Source organism: Streptomyces sp. NPDC050560 (assembly GCF_044457285.1).
Classification (GTDB): Bacteria; Actinomycetota; Actinomycetes; order Streptomycetales; family Streptomycetaceae; genus Streptomyces.
This window is the reverse complement of record NZ_JBITGT010000011.1, coordinates 14,926-32,441: the sequence shown is the minus strand read 5'-3', so window position 1 is coordinate 32,441 and position 17,516 is coordinate 14,926. Positions and strand designations below refer to the sequence as shown.

The following is a 17,516-nucleotide window of genomic DNA, read 5'->3' as shown; positions in this document are numbered from 1 at the left end:
GTGCGGCGGAAGGAGCCGGTCACGGCCCGGGCCGGGCATTCCGGCTCGCCGCCCGGAGGCGGCTCACGGCTGCGGGTCAGCGCCGGATTCGCACCGGCTTCCCCCCACCCGGGTGGTGATGACGACCCGTTCACTGTACCGGCCGGGCCACACCCGCCCCGACGGCCTGTGGACAACTCCGCGACACCGCCCCGACCAGGGCTTCTTCCCGGCTGCTCGGCCCCTGGTGGCGGGAATCACCGCGCCCTCGTCGCCGACCCGAGGCTACTTGCCGGTAGATTTGCTGTTCGTCGTACGACCTGCGGCGGGGCGCGAGGTGTCCTTGTTCCGGTTCATCCCGCCCGCGTACTCTCCAGACCGGGTGCCAGAGATAGGGGGCCATGAGTGACCGCTGAGGCCGGACGGGCCGGGCCTCCGGCCGCCGCGAGCCCCGACGACACCCACCGGGCCGCCGACGGCGGCCGCCCGCTGCGTGTCGCCCTGCTCAGCTACAAGGGCAACCCCTACTGCGGCGGCCAGGGCGTCTACGTGCGCCACCTCTCCCGCGAACTCGCCGGACTCGGCCACCGCGTCGAGGTCATCGGCGCCCAGCCCTACCCCGTACTCGACGACGGGGGCGACCTGCTGCGCCTCACCGAGCTGCCCAGCCTCGACCTCTACCGTGAGCCCGACCCGTTCCGCACCCCGCGCCTTCGCGAGTACCGCGACTGGATCGACGCCCTGGAGTTCGCCACCATGCGCACCGGCGGCTTCCCCGAGCCGCTGACCTTCTCGCTGCGCGCCGCACGGCTGCTGCGCGCGCGCCGCGGCGACTTCGACGTCGTCCACGACAACCAGACCCTCGGCTACGGCCTCCTCGGCGACCTCGGCGCGCCCCTGGTCACGACCGTCCACCACCCCGTCACGGTCGACCGCAGGCTCGAACTCGACGCCGCACGCGGCCTCCGCCGCCTCTCCGTGCGCCGCTGGTACGCGTTCACCCACATGCAGCGCCGCGTCGCGCGGCGGCTGCCCTCGGTGCTGACCGTCTCCGGCAGCTCACGGCGGCAGATCACCGACCACCTCGGCGTCGACCCCGCGCGCGTGCGCGTGGTGCCCATCGGCGCCGACACCGACCTGTTCTCGCCCGACCCCGCCGTCCGCCGCGTCCCCGGCCGCATCGTCACCACGTCCAGCGCCGACGTCCCCCTGAAGGGCCTCGTGCACCTCGTGGAGGCGCTGGCGAAGGTGCGCACCGGAAACCCGGCCGCGCACCTCGTCGTCGTCGGCAGGCGCCCCGAGTCCGGGCCCGTCGCCCGCGCCGTCGCACACCACGGCCTGGCCGACGCGGTCGAGTTCGTGAAGGGCATCTCCGACCCCGCACTCGTCGACCTCATCCGCGGTGCCGAGATCGCCTGCGTGCCCTCCCTGTTCGAGGGCTTCTCGCTGCCCGCCGCCGAGGCCATGGCCACCGGTACCCCCCTCGTCGCCACCACGGGCGGCGCCATTCCCGAGGTCGCGGGCCCCGACGGCGAGACCTGCCTCGCCGTGCCCCCCGGCGACCCCGAGGCCCTCGCCGCCGCCCTCGACCGGCTCCTCGGCGACGCCACGCTGCGCAGCAGGCTCGGCGCCGCGGGACGCGCGCGCGTACTCGCCCGCTTCACCTGGGCCCGCGCCGCCGCGGGCACCGCCGAGCTGTACCGCGAAGCCATCGCCCGCAGCGCCGCGGGCCCCCGGCCGCGCGCCGCGACCCCCCACGGGAGTGACCGCTGATGCTGACCGTCGACTTCGCCCGCTTCCCCCTCGCCGCGGGCGACCGCGTCCTCGACCTCGGCTGCGGCGCGGGACGCCACGCCTTCGAGTGCTACCGGCGCGGCGCGCGCGTCGTCGCGCTCGACCGCAACGGCGACGAGATCCGCGAGGTGGCCGGCTGGTTCGCCGCGATGCGCGACGAGGGCGAGGCCCCCCGGGGCGCCACCGCCACCGCCGTCGAGGGCGACGCCCTCGCGCTGCCGTTCCCCGACGCCTCCTTCGACGCCGTCATCATCTCCGAGGTGATGGAGCACATCCCCGACGACAAGGGCGTGCTCGCCGAGATGGTGCGGGTGCTGCGCCCCGGCGGCCGGATCGCCGTCACCGTCCCCCGCTACGGCCCCGAACGGGTCTGCTGGGCCCTCAGCGACGCCTACCACGAGGTCGAGGGCGGCCACATCCGCATCTACCGCGCCGACGAACTCCTCGGCAGGATGCGCGAGGCCGGACTCGAACCGTACGGCACCCACCACGCGCACGCCCTGCACTCCCCGTACTGGTGGCTCAAGTGCGCGTTCGGCGTCGACAACGACAAGGCGCTGCCCGTACGCGCGTACCACCAGCTCCTGGTCTGGGACATCATGAAGAAGCCCCTGGCCACCCGCCTCGCGGAGCAACTCCTCAACCCCGTCGTCGGCAAGAGCTTCGTCGCCTACGCCACCAAGCCCCGCCTGGCGGGGGACGCCGCGTGACGGAAGCGGAGCGCACCGAACGGCTCGCCCTGCCCGGCGTGCTCACGGCGGCGCAGGCGACGGCCACCGTGCGCGCCATCCTCGCCGCGCAGGGCGGCGACGGCGCCATCCCCTGGTTCCCCGGGCACCACCTCGACCCCTGGGACCACACCGAGGCCGCCATGGCGCTCGACGCCGCGGGCGAGCACACCGCCGCCGCCCGCGCCTACGCGTGGCTCGCCGGGCACCAGAACGCCGACGGCTCCTGGTACGCCGCCTACACCGAGCGCGAAGGACGCACCGACACCGTCACCGACGACGACAGGGAGTCCAACTTCTGCGCGTACCCGGCCGTCGGGGTGTGGCACCACTACCTCTCCACGGGCGACGAGGCGTTCCTCGCGCGGATGTGGCCCCTGGTGCGCGACGCGGTGGGCTTCGTGCTCGAACTGCGCCGCCCCGGCGGGCAGATCGGCTGGAAGCGCACGGCTGACGGCACCGCGGAGCACGACGCGCTCCTCACCGGCTGCTCCTCCATCCACCACGCGCTGCGCTGCGCCCTCGCCATCGCCGCCCACCTCGGCGAGCCGCAGCCCGACTGGGAGCTGGCCGCGGGCACCCTGCGGCACGCGCTGCGCCGCCACCCCGAGCGGTTCCTCGACAAGAGCCACTACTCGATGGACTGGTACTACCCCGTGCTCGGCGGCGCCCTGACGGGCGAGGAGGCCGAGCGGCGCATCGAGGAGGGCTGGGACCGCTTCGTGGTGCCCGGGCTCGGAGTGCGCTGCGTCGTGCCCAACCCCTGGGTCACCGGCGGGGAGTCGGCGGAACTCGCGCTGGCGCTCTGGTCGATGGGCGACCACACGCGCGCGCGGGAGGTGCTGCGCTCGATCGGCCACCTCAGGGACCGGGCCACCGGCCTGTACTGGACCGGCTACGTGTTCGCCGACCGTGCCGTGTGGCCCGAGGAGCAGACCACGTGGACCGCGGGCGCGCTGCTGCTCGCCGCGGCCGCGCTGGGCGGCGACGAGGCGACCTGCGCCGTCTTCGGCGGCGCCGCCCTGCCGCACGGCCTGGACACCGAGTGCCGCGGGCCGCACCGCGACCCCGCGTAGCGGGGCACGGGGCGGCGTCGCCCGCGTGCTACCGGTGCAGCCGGCCGGCGACGATATGGCCCACGGCCAGGTACACCACGGCGGCGAGACCGTAGCCGGCGACGACGCGGGCCCAGTCCTCGTCGAAGGTGAACAGGTCGTGGGACCAGCCGGCGAGCCAGCTCGCCGCGTCATGGACGAACTGGACCAGGTCGTTGCCCCGGTTCGCGTCCAGCAGGTACATCAGAATCCACAGGCCGAGGACGAAAGCCATCACGTCCGCGATGGCCGCTATGACCGTTCCCACCGAGTGCGTGCCGTTACGGTAATGAGACATGCCATACAGGTTGCCCGCCGTCCCGCGCCGAAACCGTGCGGTCTGCATGACGCCCTGTCACCCCGCGCCAGGACCCGCCTCCTGGCGTCCGCCGCATTCGCACGGAGCGCATCCGCACGGAGCGCATCCGCACGGAGCGCCGCCCGCGCGCAGGGGACGCCGACCGGCCGTACGCGCGCGTGGGCGGGCAGCGCGAAGGCCCCCGTTCCCGAGGGAGCGGGGGCCTTTCCGGTGTGCGGGGTCAGCCGCGCTGGATGCCCGTGGTGTCCTGCAACACGCCGCGGCGGCCGTCCTGCGTCTGCGCCACGAGACCGCTGCCGCGCTGCTCGACGGCCAGGTACCAGGTACCGGGCGCCAGCTCCGCGATGGGCGCGGGGGAGCCGTCCTCCGCGTACAGCGGGCGCTGCACCGGCACCGCGAACCAGAACGGCGAGAAGCTGCCGCCGCCGGTCCCCGCCGGGGGCGGCGTCTGCTGCTGCGGCTGGCCGTAGGGAGCGGCGCCCTGCGGCCCCGGGGCGCCGTACGCGGGCTGTGCGCCCGGGTAGCCGTAGCCGCCCTGCGGCTGGCCGCCGTACGGCTGCTGTCCGACGGCGGGGCGCGGGGCGCCCACCAGCGCCGCCTGGAGCGCGGGCACGAGCGGTGTCGCCACCGCGGCCGCCGCGAGCACCAGGGCGGCGATCAGCCCGAGGATCAGGCCGGAACCGGCGTCGAGGCCGTCGAGGGGGCCACCGGCGTCGATGATCGTCCAGAAGGCCGTCCAGGCCGTGAAGATCGTCAACGCGATCCCGAACTGGCCGAGGTCGAGGCCGATGATCTTGCGCGGTGTCGGCAGCGCGCGGGCGATGATGATCAGTGCGGCACCGACGATCCCCGCGATGTACAGGCTCATGACCAGGCCCAGGTCGTCCCAGGCGCTGGGCGCGTCGCTGTCAGAGCTGTCGAACGTGCCGAGGAACGAGGCGATGAACAGCAACACCGCTGCCGCGATCACCACGCCGTCGCCTCGTGTGAGGGAGCGGATATTCACTTCAGGTCCTTCGTCGGTCGTCTCATAGGTCGCTGGTGGGCGTCGCTGTCGCTGAAGGATCGCGGCGGCCGGTCACCTGAACACCGTGGCCGCGGGCGAAGCGCGGGGGTGGCCCCCATCGTAGGGTGACACTATCGTCCCGCGCTTGGGGGTGTCTGCCGGGTCGGGGCCGGGGCGCTACTGCTCCAGGAAACTCATGATTCCCTCAGAGATCCCCCGTGCCGCCTTCTGCCGCCAGTCCCCGCTCTTCACCAGGGCCGCGTCGTGCGGATCACGCATGTTGCCACACTCGATGAACACCTTGGGCACCTTTGACAGGTTGAGACCGCCCAGGTCCGAGCGCTCGTCCAGACCCGTACCGCCGCCGATGTAATTGGACGCGGCGCTTCCGGTCACCGCCACGAACCGTCCCGCGATGCGGGTGCCCAGGTCACGCGAGGGCGCCGCGATCTTCCTCGTGTCCGCGTCGCCCGCGTGCACGGGCGCGGGCAGGATGACGTGGAAGCCGCGGTCGCCCACCGGTGCGCCGTCCGCGTGCACCGACACCACCGCGTCCGCCTTCGCCTTGTTGCCGATCTCGGCGCGCTCGTCCACGCACGGTCCCCACGGGCGGTCGCCGTCCTGGGTGAGCTTCACCGTGGCGCCCTCGTCCTGGAGCAGCTTCCGCAGCCGCCTGGAGACGTCCAGGGTGAACTGGGCCTCCGGATAGCCGTCGTTGGTGGCGGTGCCCGTGGTGTCGCACTCCTTGCGGTTCGTCCCGATCCCGACCTGCTTGTTGATCTCGGCGGTGTGGCGGCTGTTGCCCGGGTTGTGCCCCGGGTCGATCACCACCACCTTGCCCGCGAGGGGCCCCGCGGGCGGCTTCGAACCGGTCGGCTTACGGGTCGTGGGGGGCAGGTGCTGCTCCGACTTCGAGGGCGGCGACGACTTCGACGCGGAGGCGGAGGGCGGCGCGCCGCCGCTCCCCGGCGCCCGGTCGGCGGCGACCCGGCCGCCGTCGTCGCCCGAACTGCTCATCACCAGCCACACGATGCCCGCCACCACCGCGGCGGGCACCACCACGGCGAGGACGACGACCAAGGAACGCCGGGCGCCACCGGGGCGGCGGTCGCGGCGGGGACGACGGGGATCGCGCCCCGGACTCACGTACGACACGCCGCCGACTCTAGTGGCCGACGGCACACCCCCGGGCCCTGTTGGCGCCGACCGCCGGTGAATTCCCGGTGCCGCCGCGGCCCGCCCGGCTCAGCGCGCACGCCGCAGCACCCGCAGCGAGTCCACCGCCGCCGTCTCCTCGAACTCCCCCGTGTCGAGCGCCTTCCGGTACACCCGGTACGGGGCCTGGCCGCCCGCCGCCGGGTCGGGGAACACGTCGTGCACGGCGAGGAGCCCCCCGGGCGCCAGATGCGGAACCCACCCCGCGAAGTCGGCGAAGGCGTGCTCGTCGGTGTGGCCGCCGTCGATGAACACGAGGCCGAGCGGCGCCGCCCACAGCCGCGCCACCTGCGGCGAACGGCCCACCAGCGCCACCACGTGCGCTTCCAGTCCCGCCTTGAAGAGGGTCCTGCGGAACACCGGGAGGGTGTCCATGCGCGCCACCGCCGGGTCCGGATCGACCAGTTCCGGATCGTGGTACTCCCACCCCGGCTGCTGCTCCTCGCTGCCCCTGTGGTGGTCCACCGTCACCGCCGTCACCCCGGCGGCCCGCGCCGCGTCCGCGAGCAGCAGCGTGGAACGCCCGCAGTACGTGCCCACTTCGAGCAGCGGCAGCCCGAGCCGCGCGGCCGCCACCGCGGCCGCGTACAGCGCCAGTCCCTCATGGCGCGGCATGAAGCCCTTCGCCGCCTCGAAGGCGGCCAGCGTGGCGGGTGCGGGCGCGACGGCGCCTTGTCCCGCCGCGGTCGTCGGCTCGGGTGGGCCCGGCATGGTGGTCCTCCGCTCTGCGCGTACGCGCGCGTACCGCTCGACGCGCGGCACCATTCTCCCGGCCCGCACCGACGACGCGCGCCCCGGCCCCACCGCGTGTGCGGGAGAACCGGGGCGCGCGGGGCGACCGGGAGGGGCGCGGCGCCGGGAGGGGCGGCGCGTTCAGGAGAAGACGCGTGCCTCCTGCGCGGTGGACGCGATGCCGTCCTGCCCGTCGAAGATGCGCCGCCCCCACGGCGTCAGACGGGTCGCGTCGAAGTCGGTGGCCATGTCCAGGTACTCGACGCCGCCGCCGTTGCCGCTCCACGACCAGCCGAGGTAGCCGAGGCCCGACCGCTGGGCGGTGGACATGATGGCGTCCTCGTCCGGGTCGCCGTCCGAGTGCATGTCGCCGAACTCCCCGACGATCACCGGTAGTTCCCGCTGCACATACGAGTCCAGGTAGTCGGCGACCGACTGGGCGTTGTTGTACACGCCGTACATGTGCACCGAGAACACGGTGTCGGCCTGCGGGTCGGCGGCGAGCACCGCGGGTGCGGCGTCCCGCATGGTGTGGTCCCAGTCCTGGCCCCAGCAGGGGGCGTCCACCACGAGGGCCTGGCCGATGCCGGCGTCGCGCACGGTGGCGATGGCGGCCTGGGTGTCCTGGACCCAGCCGGCGGTGCCGGTGTTGCCGTAGGGCTCGTTGCCGATGTTGACCAGGGTGTAGTCCTCCTGGCCCCGGAGCGCACCCGCCACGCTCGCCCAGTACGCGACGGCCTCGGCCAGCGGGACGGCGTTCGCGTCCTCGCCGTAGCCGGTGGTGTCGTGCACTTCGAGGATGCTGATCAGCCGGTTGCTCCTGGCCTCGGCGACGAGGTCCGTGATCTCGGACGCGGTGGTACGCGTCCACTGCGCGCCGCTGCTCAGCACCAGCCTGACGCTGTTGGCGCCGAGGGACTTGACGTCGGCGAGCGACTGCGCGGTCCTGTCCCGGTACCAGGCGTGCGCGACGCTGACGCCGCGCAGCACCAGGTCGTTGCCGTCCGCTTCGCGCAGCCTTCCGTCGGCCACGTGCAGTCCTGTGGCCGCGGTTTTCCGGGCGGTGCGGCGGGCGGCGGTGCGCGGGGACGCCTCGGCGCTGTGGCCGAGTCCGGTGGCGGCGAGCCCGGTCATGGCGGCAAGTGCCCCGAGGGCGCGGCGCCTTGAGGGGTGTGTCATGGTGCGGCTCCGTGGGTCGTGGGGATGGGGCGGGGGGTTCGGGCGGCGGAGGTCATCCGGTGGTGCGGGCGGCCGGGCGGCCGTCCGCCGCTGGCGTCAGGAAGCCGGTCAGGGCCGGGTACCAGCGGTCGGCCATCTTGGCGTCGCCCGAGGCGTTGGGGTGGACGCCGTCGTAGGTGTCGGCGGCGGTGTCGAAGCCGGTCCACTGGTCGACCACCACGACCGGCGAACCGGCGGTGCTCGTCTGCCGCGCCCACTCCGGTATCAGCGCGTTCAGGGCCTCGACCCGCGCCCCGCACTCGGCGCAGCCGGACGGCGCCATGGGCAGGATCTGCGCCACGACGATCTTCATCGCGGGGTTGTCCGCACGCATCTGCGCGACCAGCGTGGAGTAGGCGTCGAGGATGCGCCCGGGGTCGACGGCGCTCCAGACGTCGTTGGTCCCGAAGTGCATGACAACGATGTCCGGGTGGGTGGCGGCGAGCCATCCCGGCAGTTGGCCCTGGTCGGCGGTGACGGTCGCGAGCGCGCCGCCGTGGCCCTCGTTGTCGCCGTCGTACGGCAGCGAGCAGCCCTGCGGGCCGAGGGTGCCCACCATGTCGATACCGGTGTAACCGGTGTCCTGGAGCCGGTTCCAGAGCAGCGAGCGCCAACAGCCGGGGGAGCCCGTGATGGAGTCGCCGAGCGGCATGATCCGTACCGGCTCCGCGGTCACGCGCGCGTGCGCTGCCGTTCGCGTCCCGCGCGCGTGGGCGCCGGTGTGGTCCTCGGCGGCGTCCGAGGGCCGGGCGGCGACCAGGGCGAGCGCCGCGACCGCGGCGACGGTGAGCAGGCGTCCGAGTGCGTTGCTGCGCATGGGCGTTGCCTCCTGTGGGAGTGGGCCGCACCGGGTCCGCGGGGACGCCGGGTGCCGGTGCGCGGCGGCGTGGGGCCGTGACACGGCGGGTCCGGCGCGGGCGGCGGGGTGCGGGCGCGGGGCGCGGCGGGGCCGGTGCCCGCGCCGTCTTCCGCGGGAGTATGGGAGCGCTCCCATCGGTCTCCACATGACCTCATGTTGTCGAAGTCATGTCAAGAGTTGGGGCGTGGGGCGCGGGATATTCGACGGATCGGGCGGGCCGTTCGACGCGGCGGGCCCCGCCCACGCGCGGGCGGGGCCCGGGTCCTTGACCCGGCGGCCGGGGGGCGAGGGGTGTCGCCCGTGGGTGCCGCCCGTGTCAGCGCGCGGGCCGGGAGCCGTCGCGTGCGACGCGGACGAACGGCGGGGCGGTCGGGGCCGACACGAGGGGGCCGTAGGCGCTGGGGCGGCGGAAGGCGTCGCCCCAGGTCTCCCGCTCCCGGTAGGACCTGAGCGCGTCGAGGTCGAGGAACGCCGGGTAGACGCCGGGCTGTTCGCCCGCCTCGACAAGCAGCGTGTCGCGGCTGCGGCCGTCCGCGAAGGCGATGCCGTCGTGGGCGGTGGAGTGGCCCCAGCCGGGCCCCGCGTAGTTGGCCATGGCGACGGCGGTCATGTTCTCCGTGGCCCTGCTGCGCAACTGGGCAAGCCTGTTGTGCTCCATGTCGCACGCGTTCGGTACGAGGATCAGCTCGGCGCCCGCCAGCATCAGCGCCCTGGCGCTCTCGGGGAACTCGCGGTCGTAGCAGATCATGGCGCCGATCCGCACCGGACCCGCGGCGGTGTCGAGCGTGCACGCGGCGAAGCCGCCGCCGGGGGTGAGCCCGGCCTCGGGCGCCGCGAACGCGCAGGTGTGCACCTTGGCCTGGGTGAGGACGGTCTCGCCCGTGCGGTCGATCAGCGCCATCGTGTTGCGTGGCGGCCCGTCCCACGCCTCCAGGTAGGTCAGCGCGATCGCCATGTCGAGGTCGGCCGCGAGCGCGCGGAAGTGGGCGAGGAACGGTGCGTCGGGGGCGAGGGGTTCGCCGAGCCAGGCGGGGCCCTCGTCGAGTGCGGGGGCGCCGTCCCAGTGGCCGGGGTGGCGGTAGACCTCGCCGTCGGCGCCGTAGCTGTAGCCGTTGCTCCACATCTCGGGGAACAGCGCGAGGTCGGCGCCGAGCGCCTTGGCCCGGCGGCAGGCGGCGTCCCCGGCGCGGAGGTTGGCGTCGAGGCGGGGTCCCGGCGGGGCGAGTTGGAGCAGCGCGAGGGTGAGGATGCTCAAGGGGGGCTCCTTCGGTGGTGGTTCGGGCGGGCACGGGCGGCTCGCGGGGGCGCGAAGGAGCGGGGGCGGGGGGCGCGGTCGCAGACGTCAGAGCATGGGGCCACGGTAGCGGGGTCGGCGGATGTGGGGGAGGGGACGTCGGGCGGCGCACGCGCGCGGAGTGCGTCCCGTGGCCCCGATGGTTCCGGCGCACCGCACGCGCGCGGGAGTGCCCGCCCGATCCTGCGCGGCCGGTGTCGTCGGGCCGCGCACCGCACGCGCGCGCGGGAGTGGCGCTGTGCCCGGCCCGCGGACGGATACGCGGAGGCCGCCGGTGCGTACACGCGCGCGTGCGCACCGGCGGCCTCCTCCTCTTCGGGCGTGGCGGGGCGTGGCGAGGCCCTGAGGCCCCGTGACGCTCCGGGGTGTCAGCTCGCCGAGGTGACCTCCGGGGCGCCGAGGCCCGGGAGGGCGGTGAGCCGTATGTCGTGGCGGACCGGCTCGTCCGCGTACGTGACCGCGGTGGCGCGGGGCGCGAAGCCGGGGGCGGTCACGGCGAGTACGTAGTGGCCCCCGGTGGGCGCGGGCAGTTCGTACGAGCCCCCGGCGTCGGTGAGCGCGGCGCTCGTCCTGCGGCCCCTGTGGTCGATCAGCGTGACCTTGGCGCGCGCCAGGACCTCGCCCGCGGCATCCCGCACGTCGCCGTGCACGCCCTCACGGGCCGAGCCGGTCCCGGGGGCGGCCCCGACGGTCCTGACGGTCTCGGGCTCGTCGGACGTCACCACGCGCTCCACGGCGGGCGCGGGGCGGCGCGCGGGCAAAAACACGGCGATGAGCAGGCCGACGGCCACGGCCGCGGTGGCGATGGCGAAGGACGTCCTGAAGCCGCTCATGGTGGGGACCGCGATCCCGCCGCTCTCGTGGGCGGTACGGGCGAGCACCATGCCGATGACCGCGCTCGACACCGAGGTGCCGATGGAGCGCATCAGGGTGTTGAGGCCGGTGGCGGCGCCGGTCTCCGAGGCGTCCACGGCCCCGATGATGAGCGCGGGCAGCGACGAGTACGCGAGGCCGATGCCCGCGCCCACCACCACGGAGATCACGACGGTGCCCCACACGCTGCTCATCAGCGCGAGCCCGCCGCCGTACCCGACGGCGATCACGAGCATGCCGAGTATCAGCGACACCTTCGGGCCGTACCGCGCGGAGATGCGCGCGTACAGCGGCGCGGTGAGCATCATCGTGAGGCCGAGCGGCGCCACGCACAGGCCCGCGACCACCATCGACCGGCCGAGTCCGTAACCGGTGGCGGAGGGGAGCTGTAGCAACTGCGGCAGCACCAGCGAGATCGCGTAGAACGCGACCCCGACCATGATCGAGGAGAGGTTGGTGAGCAGCACCTCGCGGCGGGCGCTGGTGCGCAGGTCCACGAGCGGCGCCGGTATCCGCAGCTCCATGGCGCCCCACAGGGCGAGTACCAGCACGGCGCCGCCGAACAGGCCGAGCGTCAGCGGCGCGCCCCAGCCCCAGTCGCTGCCCTTGGTGACCGGCAGCAGCAGGAGGATCAGGCCGAGGGAGAGCCCGAGGGCGCCCGCGATGTCGAAGCGGCCCCGCGCGCGGACCTTCGACTCCGGCACGGCGAGCAGCGTGAGGCCGATCGCGAGGACGCCGAGCAGGGCGGCGGTGAAGAACAGGGCGTGCCAGTCGAGGTGCTGGGCGACCAGCGCGGCGCCGGGCAGCGCGAGCCCGCCGCCGACGCCGATGGACGAACTCATCAGGGCCATACCGCCGCCGAGGCGCTCCCTCGGCAACTCGTCGCGCATCAGGCCGATGCCGAGCGGGATGGCGCCCATGGCGAAGCCCTGGAGCGCCCTGCCGACGATCATGACCAGCAGGTTGTCGGTGAAGCCGCAGATGAGCGAGCCGACGACCATGACGGCGAGGCTCGCGAGGAGCATCCGCCGCTTGCCGAAGAGGTCGCCGAGGCGGCCCATGATCGGGGTGGCGACGGCGCCCGCGAGCAGGGTCGACGTCATGACCCAGGTGGCGTTGCTCGCGGAGGTGCCGAGCAGGGTGGGCAGGTCCTTGACGACCGGTACCAGCAGCGTCTGCATCACGGCGACCGTGATGCCGGCGAAGGCGAGCACGGCCACGAAGCCGCTGCCGCGGGCCCCGCGGCCGCTGTCCGGGTCGTCGGGCATACCGGGTGCCGCCGATGGCGTGGGCAGGCCGGTGGACTGCGTCATTGTGTGGTGCCTCCAGGGCGCATGCGGTGGAGAGTGCGGTGGGCGCGGCAGGAGCGCGGCGCGTCGGCCGGGCGGCTGCCGGGGTCGGGCGGTTCGGCCCCGGTCGGTGGCCCCGGGGCGGTGCGGTGCGGTCGGTCCACGCCGCGCTCCGGGCGCTGCGGTGGCCCGGCGGGTCCACGGCCGTACCGTCCGGTTCTCCGTGGGCCCGCGGTGCCGTTCGCGGCACGGGGCGCCAGGGCCCGCGCCGCCGGGCGGTCCCTCCCGCGCGGGAGGGGCTTTCGGCGTGCGGCGCCGTGGCGCGGACGGCGGAGCTTCGGACGAGGCGGCCCTGGCCCGGGGCGTGTCGAGCGCGGGCGCGGCGGGACGTCGTGAGGTGGTCAGGTCATGGGCGTTCGAGGGGTGGGGCTGTCGGGCGTACTTCTCCGAGCGGCCGTGTCACGGCCCCGGTACGGGAGTGATCAACCTCGCCGACCGTTCCAGTATTCCGACGACTGTCGTATGAATCGGAGTTTTGACTCGTTCGTTACGCGCGAGAAGGCGCGTGGGACGGCGTTCCGGCTCGTGGGGCGGTGTCCGGCGGGGTTGTGAGATGCGGCACAGGCGCGTGGTGTGATGCCGGGCACCCGGCTCGGGCCGCGCTGCCCCCGGGCGCCGCACGCGGGCCGTACACGCGCCGCACGGCCGGGGTTCGCGCCCGCCGCGGGGGCGTGCCGACGGGTCCTAGGACCGGTGGCCTCCGGTTTGTGCGCCGAAATCCCGATGCATGCGCCCGGCAGCCGTTGAGACGATGGTCGGCATGCCACCGACGACCGTACCCCCAGGCAGGCCCCGCTCGACCGTCGCGACCTGGCTGGTGGTGTTCGCGGCCTGCGCGGGGCAGTTCCTGGTCGTCCTCGACGTCTCGGTCGTCAACGTGGCGCTGCCGTCGATGCGTTCGGGCCTCGGGCTGAGCGAGTCGGGTTTGCAGTGGGTGGTGAACGCGTACAGCATCGCCTTCGCCGGCTTCATGCTCCTCGGCGGCAGGGCGGGTGACCTCTTCGGCCGCAAGCGCATGTTCCTCGTCGGCCTCGCCCTCTTCACGCTCGCCTCGCTCGGCGGCGGCCTCGCCCAGGACGGCTGGCAGCTCCTCGTGGCCCGCGCCGTGCAGGGGCTCGGCGCGGCGGTGCTCGCGCCCTCGACGCTGACGATCCTGACGTCCGCGGTCTCCGAGGGGCCCGCGCGCACCCGCGCGATAGCCACCTGGAGCGCGGTGGGCGCGGGCGGCGGCGCGGCGGGCGGCCTGGTAGGCGGGGTGCTGACGGACGGCCTGTCCTGGCGCTGGGTGCTGCTCATCAACGTGCCCGTCGGCGCCCTGGTCCTCGCGGGCGCCGCCCGCTGGGTCGCCGAGAGCCGCACCGGCGGCCCGCGCCGCCTCGACCTGCCAGGCGCCGTGCTGGTGACCGGCGGCGCGGCGGTGCTCGCGTACGGCATCGTGCAGACCGAGGAGGCGGGCTGGACGTCGCCGAGGACCCTGGTGCCGCTCGGGGCCGGGCTGCTGCTCGTGCTCTCCTTCCTGCTCGTCGAGGCGCGTACGCGCGTGCCGTTGATGCCGCTGAAGCTGTTCAGGTTGCGGGGGGTCTCCGTCGCCAACGCCGCGATGTTCCTCTGCGGCGGCGCGATGATGTGCATGTGGTTCTTCATGACCCTGTACGCGCAGAACGTCCTCGGGTACAGCCCGCTGCGCGCCGGTCTCGCGCTGATGCCGAGTTCGCTCGCGGTCGTCGCGGGCTCCAAGCTGGCGCCCCGGCTGATGCGCCGTCTCGGCACCCGTACGGTGGCCGCCGCGGGGGCCGCGATCGCCGCGGCGGGCTTCGCCTGGCAGTCCACGATGGGCGCGCACGGCGCGTATCTGACCGCGATCATGCTGCCCGGCGTCGTGATGATGCTCGGCGCCGGGCTCTCCAGCACCCCGCTTGCCGCGCTCGCCACGTCGGGGGCCGAACGGGGTGACGCGGGCCTCGCGTCGGGGCTGATCAACACGTCCCGTACGCTCGGCGGCGCGCTCGGGCTCGCGGTGCTGTCCACCGTCGCGGCGACCCGCACCGGGGGCGCCACCGGCCCCGCCGCGCTCGCCTCCGGCTACGCGCTCGCGTTCCGCTGGGGCGCGCTGATCCTGGTCGGCGCCGTCGCCCTGATGCTCGCGTGGATGCCGCGCGGGGCGCCGAGCGGCACCGCCCCCGGGGAGCCGAGGGCCGCGGGGCCCGCGGCGGACAGCGGCGCGGCGCGGGACGCGCTCTCGTAGCCCGCGGGGCGTACGCGCGTCAGGCCCGCCGGGCTCCACGCGCGCGTCGTCGTCCTCGTGGCGCCGCGCCCGCCGTGGGCGTTCGTCGGTGCGGCGTTCAGAGCCAGCCCTGCTGCCGGGCCTCCCGTACCGCCTCCATGCGGTTGCGGGTGCCCGTCTTGCCGATGGCGGACGACAGGTAGTTGCGCACCGTCGACTCCGACAGGTGCAGGACGGCCGCGATGTCCGCGACGGTGGCGCCGTCCACGGACGCGGTGAGGACGTCGCGCTCGCGCGCGGTCAGCGGATTGGGGCCCGCGCTCAGCGCCGCGGTGGCGAGCGCGGGATCGACGACGGTCTCCCCGGCGAGCACCCGCCGCACCGCCGCCGCCAGCTCCTCCACCGGGCCGTCCTTGACGAGGAACCCCGCGGCGCCCGCTTCCAGCGCCCGCCGCAGATAGCCGGGGCGGCCGAAGGTCGTGAGGATCAGCACCCGGCACTCGGGCACCCGCTCCCGCAGCCGCGCGGCGGCGTCGAGGCCGCTGCACCCGGGCAGTTCGATATCGAGCAGCGCCACGTCGGGCCGCTCGCGCTCGGCGGCCGGCACGATCTCGTCGCCCGCCGCGACCTGCGCCACCACCTCGATGTCGTCCTCAAGCCCGAGCAGCAGCGCCAGGGCGCCGCGCATCATGCCCTGGTCCTCGGCCAGCAGCACCCGCACCCGCCGTTCGGCCTGCCCCCCGGGCACCTCTGTCATACGGCACAGCGTAAGAGGTGCCCGGGGGCGCCGGTACGGAGGCCGCCGTGGTCAGGCGAGTTCCACCCCGAACGCGGTGAGCGCCTCGTCGACCGGCAGCACGAACGTGGTGCAGCCCGAGCCGCCCACGACGACGCCCTGCGCCTCGCCGCCCGCCAGCACCGGGGCGCCGATGTCGGCGGGGCCCGTGCACAGCGTGGTCTGCGTCAGCCCGGTCACCGTGCCGTCGGGCAGGGACACGGTCACGTCGTACGCCGTCACCGTGCCGCAGAGGGTGCCGCTCGGCCCGGAGGCCGCGCACACCTGGGAGCCGACTGGAACGGGTGTGCTGCCGGTGACGTCCACGGGCTGCCCGTCGAGCAGTACGGCCCCGCGCGCGTCCAGATCCGGGTTGGCCACCCGGACGAGTCCGTAGCCGACGGTGCCCGTGCCCGTGCTCTCGCCGATCAGGACGCCGTCGTCGGTGTACCAGGTGGACGCCGCGTCGGTGCAGTTCGCGGCGGTCAGGATGTAGCGGTCCGTGCTGCCTGCGCCGGTGGCGACGTAGCCGGCGGTGCAGCGGTCGCCGCCGCCGTCGGTCATCGTCTCGCCGCCGTAGAACACCCGGGCCGCCCTGGTCGTGGCGGCGGCGGGCGCCTCGTGCGTGGTGGCGGCGGCGGTGCCCTGCGCCGCCCCGCACAGCAGGAGGGCCAGTGCCCCGGCCGCCGCCCACCCTCTGCGTCCCCGGCCCGATCGTCTTGTCATGCCCACTCCCCGTTGTCGTCGCGGAGCCTTGGTCTACCCGCCGCGGGCACGGCTCATGCGGCGCGCGCCGGGGCGGCCGTGGGCGCCGGGGAGCGGGCGGGAGGGCGCGCCCTCAGCGGACGCCCGGCTCCTTGAGTGCCTCCTCCACCGGAAGTTCCGCCGTGACCTGGAAGCCGCCGCGCGCGCCAGGACCCGCGGCCAGGGAACCGCCCGCCGCGGACAGCCGCTCCGTGAGCCCCTTCAGGCCCGTGCCGCCGACGACGGGCTGTGCGGCGGGGCGCTCCGCCGCGGCGCCGCGGCCGTTGTCGGACACGGTCAGCGAGACCCGCTCGGCCCGGCCCGCCACGGCGATCTCACAGCGGCTCGCGGCGCTGTGCCGCACCGCGTTCGTCACCGCCTCCCTGACCACCCAGCCGAGCAGCGCCTCGGTGCGCGCGGGCAGCGGCGGCCCCGACTGCCGTACGACGGGCTCGATGCCCGCGGCGGTCAGCGCCGAGCGGGCCCGGTCGAGTTCGGTGGCAAGGGAGCCCTCGCGGTAGCCGGTGACGGCCTCGCGGATCTCGGTGAGGGCCTGCCGCCCCACCGACTCGATGTCGGTGACCTGGGTGAGGGCCGCGCCCAGGTCCCGGTGGGCGATACGGCGGGCCGCCTCTGACTTCACCACGATCACCGACAGCGTGTGCCCCAGCAGGTCGTGCAGGTCGCGCGAGAAGCGCAGCCGCTCGCTCTCCACCGCCGTGCGCGCCAGCTCCTCCCTGGTCTCGCGCAGCTCGATGACCGTCTCCCGCAGCGCCAGCAGGGACGCCGTCACCATGCCGGAGATGAACGTGCCGTACCCGATCCCCGCGGACTCCCAGCCGCTGCGCCACGCCGAGATCAGCGCCGCCGCCACCGACATGCAAATGATCAGCCACGCCAGCCACCGCCCCCGCAGCACGGAGCCGGTCGCGAGCGCGAGCAGCGGGAACAGCAGTTGCCAACTGTGCCCGTAGCCGATTTCAAGGCCGAACGCGATCACGCCGAGTGCCACGAGGCAGTACCGGGTGGAGGGGAGCCGGCGGCGCGGCTTGTCGAAGGCGCGGAACGCCGTGACCGTGTACAGGGCGTTGAAGACGACGAGCCCGATCCAGCCGAGCCAGGGGTGCGGGGTCTCGCCCTCGACCATCTCCAGGATGGGACCCAGCTCCATCACCAGCCAGGGCAGCAGCGCGAACCCGTGCGGCGGCGTCATGTCCTCCGCGCGCATCTCGGAGCACTTCTCGGCGCCGTCCCGGCGCGTGCGCCCGGGCCCCGTGCGGCGCGGGCGCGGCCCGCGCCAGGGCAGCGCCCGT

15 protein-coding genes and 1 riboswitch are annotated in these 17,516 nt (G+C 74.8%); of the genes, 4 read left to right on the top strand and 11 right to left on the bottom strand.

Features of this window, described 5'->3' with window-relative positions; genetic code table 11:
- Window positions 1–33: 33 nt before the first annotated feature.
- A riboswitch (cobalamin riboswitch) is annotated at window positions 34–104 on the bottom strand.
- A gap of 280 nt (window positions 105–384) precedes the next feature.
- From ACIBIW_RS24955 to ACIBIW_RS24945, 3 genes are read left to right on the top strand one after another with little or no spacing between them, the layout of a single operon-like run.
- Entirely contained in the window at window positions 385–1,752 is a 1,368-nt protein-coding gene (locus ACIBIW_RS24955) for a glycosyltransferase family 4 protein (protein ID WP_399339243.1), read from the top strand.
- Window positions 1,752–2,483 (top strand): methyltransferase domain-containing protein, encoded by a 732-nt coding sequence (locus tag ACIBIW_RS24950; RefSeq protein ID WP_399339242.1) that lies wholly within the window; start codon window positions 1,752–1,754, stop codon window positions 2,481–2,483. The genes ACIBIW_RS24955 and ACIBIW_RS24950 overlap by 1 nt, the downstream gene beginning before the upstream one ends.
- Window positions 2,480–3,577, top strand: a complete 1,098-nt coding sequence (locus ACIBIW_RS24945; protein WP_399339241.1) for a prenyltransferase — start codon at window positions 2,480–2,482, stop codon at window positions 3,575–3,577. Before ACIBIW_RS24950 ends, ACIBIW_RS24945 begins: the two co-directional genes overlap by 4 nt.
- 28 nt (window positions 3,578–3,605) lie before the next feature.
- On the opposite strand, the gene ACIBIW_RS24940 is transcribed toward ACIBIW_RS24945, so the two are convergent.
- The 8 genes from ACIBIW_RS24940 to ACIBIW_RS24905 all read right to left on the bottom strand — a co-directional run bounded on the left by ACIBIW_RS24940 (window position 3,606) and on the right by ACIBIW_RS24905 (window position 12,379).
- Window positions 3,606–3,893, bottom strand: a complete 288-nt coding sequence (locus ACIBIW_RS24940) for a hypothetical protein (RefSeq protein WP_399339240.1) — start codon at window positions 3,891–3,893, stop codon at window positions 3,606–3,608.
- 241 nt (window positions 3,894–4,134) lie between these two features.
- On the bottom strand, window positions 4,135–4,920 hold the full coding sequence (locus tag ACIBIW_RS24935) for a hypothetical protein (RefSeq protein WP_399339239.1): 786 nt from the start codon (window positions 4,918–4,920) through the stop codon (window positions 4,135–4,137).
- A gap of 177 nt (window positions 4,921–5,097) precedes the next feature.
- Complete coding sequence (locus ACIBIW_RS24930; RefSeq protein WP_399339238.1) at window positions 5,098–6,075, bottom strand: N-acetylmuramoyl-L-alanine amidase; 978 nt, start codon at window positions 6,073–6,075, stop codon at window positions 5,098–5,100.
- A 90-nt stretch (window positions 6,076–6,165) separates the two neighbouring features.
- On the bottom strand, window positions 6,166–6,846 hold the full coding sequence (locus tag ACIBIW_RS24925) for a class I SAM-dependent methyltransferase (RefSeq protein WP_399339237.1): 681 nt from the start codon (window positions 6,844–6,846) through the stop codon (window positions 6,166–6,168).
- Between the two features lie 162 nt (window positions 6,847–7,008).
- Window positions 7,009–8,046: a cellulase family glycosylhydrolase gene (locus tag ACIBIW_RS24920; RefSeq protein WP_399339236.1), complete on the bottom strand. Its 1,038-nt coding sequence runs from the start codon at window positions 8,044–8,046 to the stop codon at window positions 7,009–7,011.
- A gap of 52 nt (window positions 8,047–8,098) precedes the next feature.
- Window positions 8,099–8,902 (bottom strand): SGNH/GDSL hydrolase family protein, encoded by an 804-nt coding sequence (locus ACIBIW_RS24915; RefSeq protein ID WP_399339235.1) that lies wholly within the window; start codon window positions 8,900–8,902, stop codon window positions 8,099–8,101.
- A 358-nt stretch (window positions 8,903–9,260) separates the two neighbouring features.
- Complete coding sequence (locus ACIBIW_RS24910) at window positions 9,261–10,199, bottom strand: carbon-nitrogen hydrolase family protein (RefSeq protein WP_399339234.1); 939 nt, start codon at window positions 10,197–10,199, stop codon at window positions 9,261–9,263.
- A 407-nt stretch (window positions 10,200–10,606) separates the two neighbouring features.
- A complete protein-coding gene (locus tag ACIBIW_RS24905) occupies window positions 10,607–12,379 on the bottom strand; it encodes an MFS transporter (RefSeq protein ID WP_399339477.1) in 1,773 nt (590 codons plus the stop codon).
- Between the two features lie 841 nt (window positions 12,380–13,220).
- Between ACIBIW_RS24905 and ACIBIW_RS24900 the strand changes: the two genes are divergently transcribed.
- Window positions 13,221–14,705 carry an MFS transporter gene (locus ACIBIW_RS24900; RefSeq protein WP_399339233.1) on the top strand — a complete coding sequence of 495 codons (1,485 nt, stop codon included), beginning with the start codon at window positions 13,221–13,223 and terminating at the stop codon, window positions 14,703–14,705.
- A gap of 97 nt (window positions 14,706–14,802) precedes the next feature.
- On the opposite strand, the gene ACIBIW_RS24895 is transcribed toward ACIBIW_RS24900, so the two are convergent.
- The 3 genes from ACIBIW_RS24895 to ACIBIW_RS24885 form a co-directional block, all read right to left on the bottom strand.
- Window positions 14,803–15,441, bottom strand: a complete 639-nt coding sequence (locus ACIBIW_RS24895) for a response regulator (protein WP_399339232.1) — start codon at window positions 15,439–15,441, stop codon at window positions 14,803–14,805.
- Window positions 15,442–15,492: 51 nt separating this feature from the next.
- Window positions 15,493–16,185, bottom strand: coding sequence for a S1 family peptidase (locus tag ACIBIW_RS24890; RefSeq protein WP_399339231.1), 693 nt, complete (start codon window positions 16,183–16,185; stop codon window positions 15,493–15,495).
- Between the two features lie 112 nt (window positions 16,186–16,297).
- Window positions 16,298–17,431 (bottom strand): sensor histidine kinase, encoded by a 1,134-nt coding sequence (locus tag ACIBIW_RS24885; RefSeq protein ID WP_399339476.1) that lies wholly within the window; start codon window positions 17,429–17,431, stop codon window positions 16,298–16,300.
- Window positions 17,432–17,516: the final 85 nt, after the last annotated feature.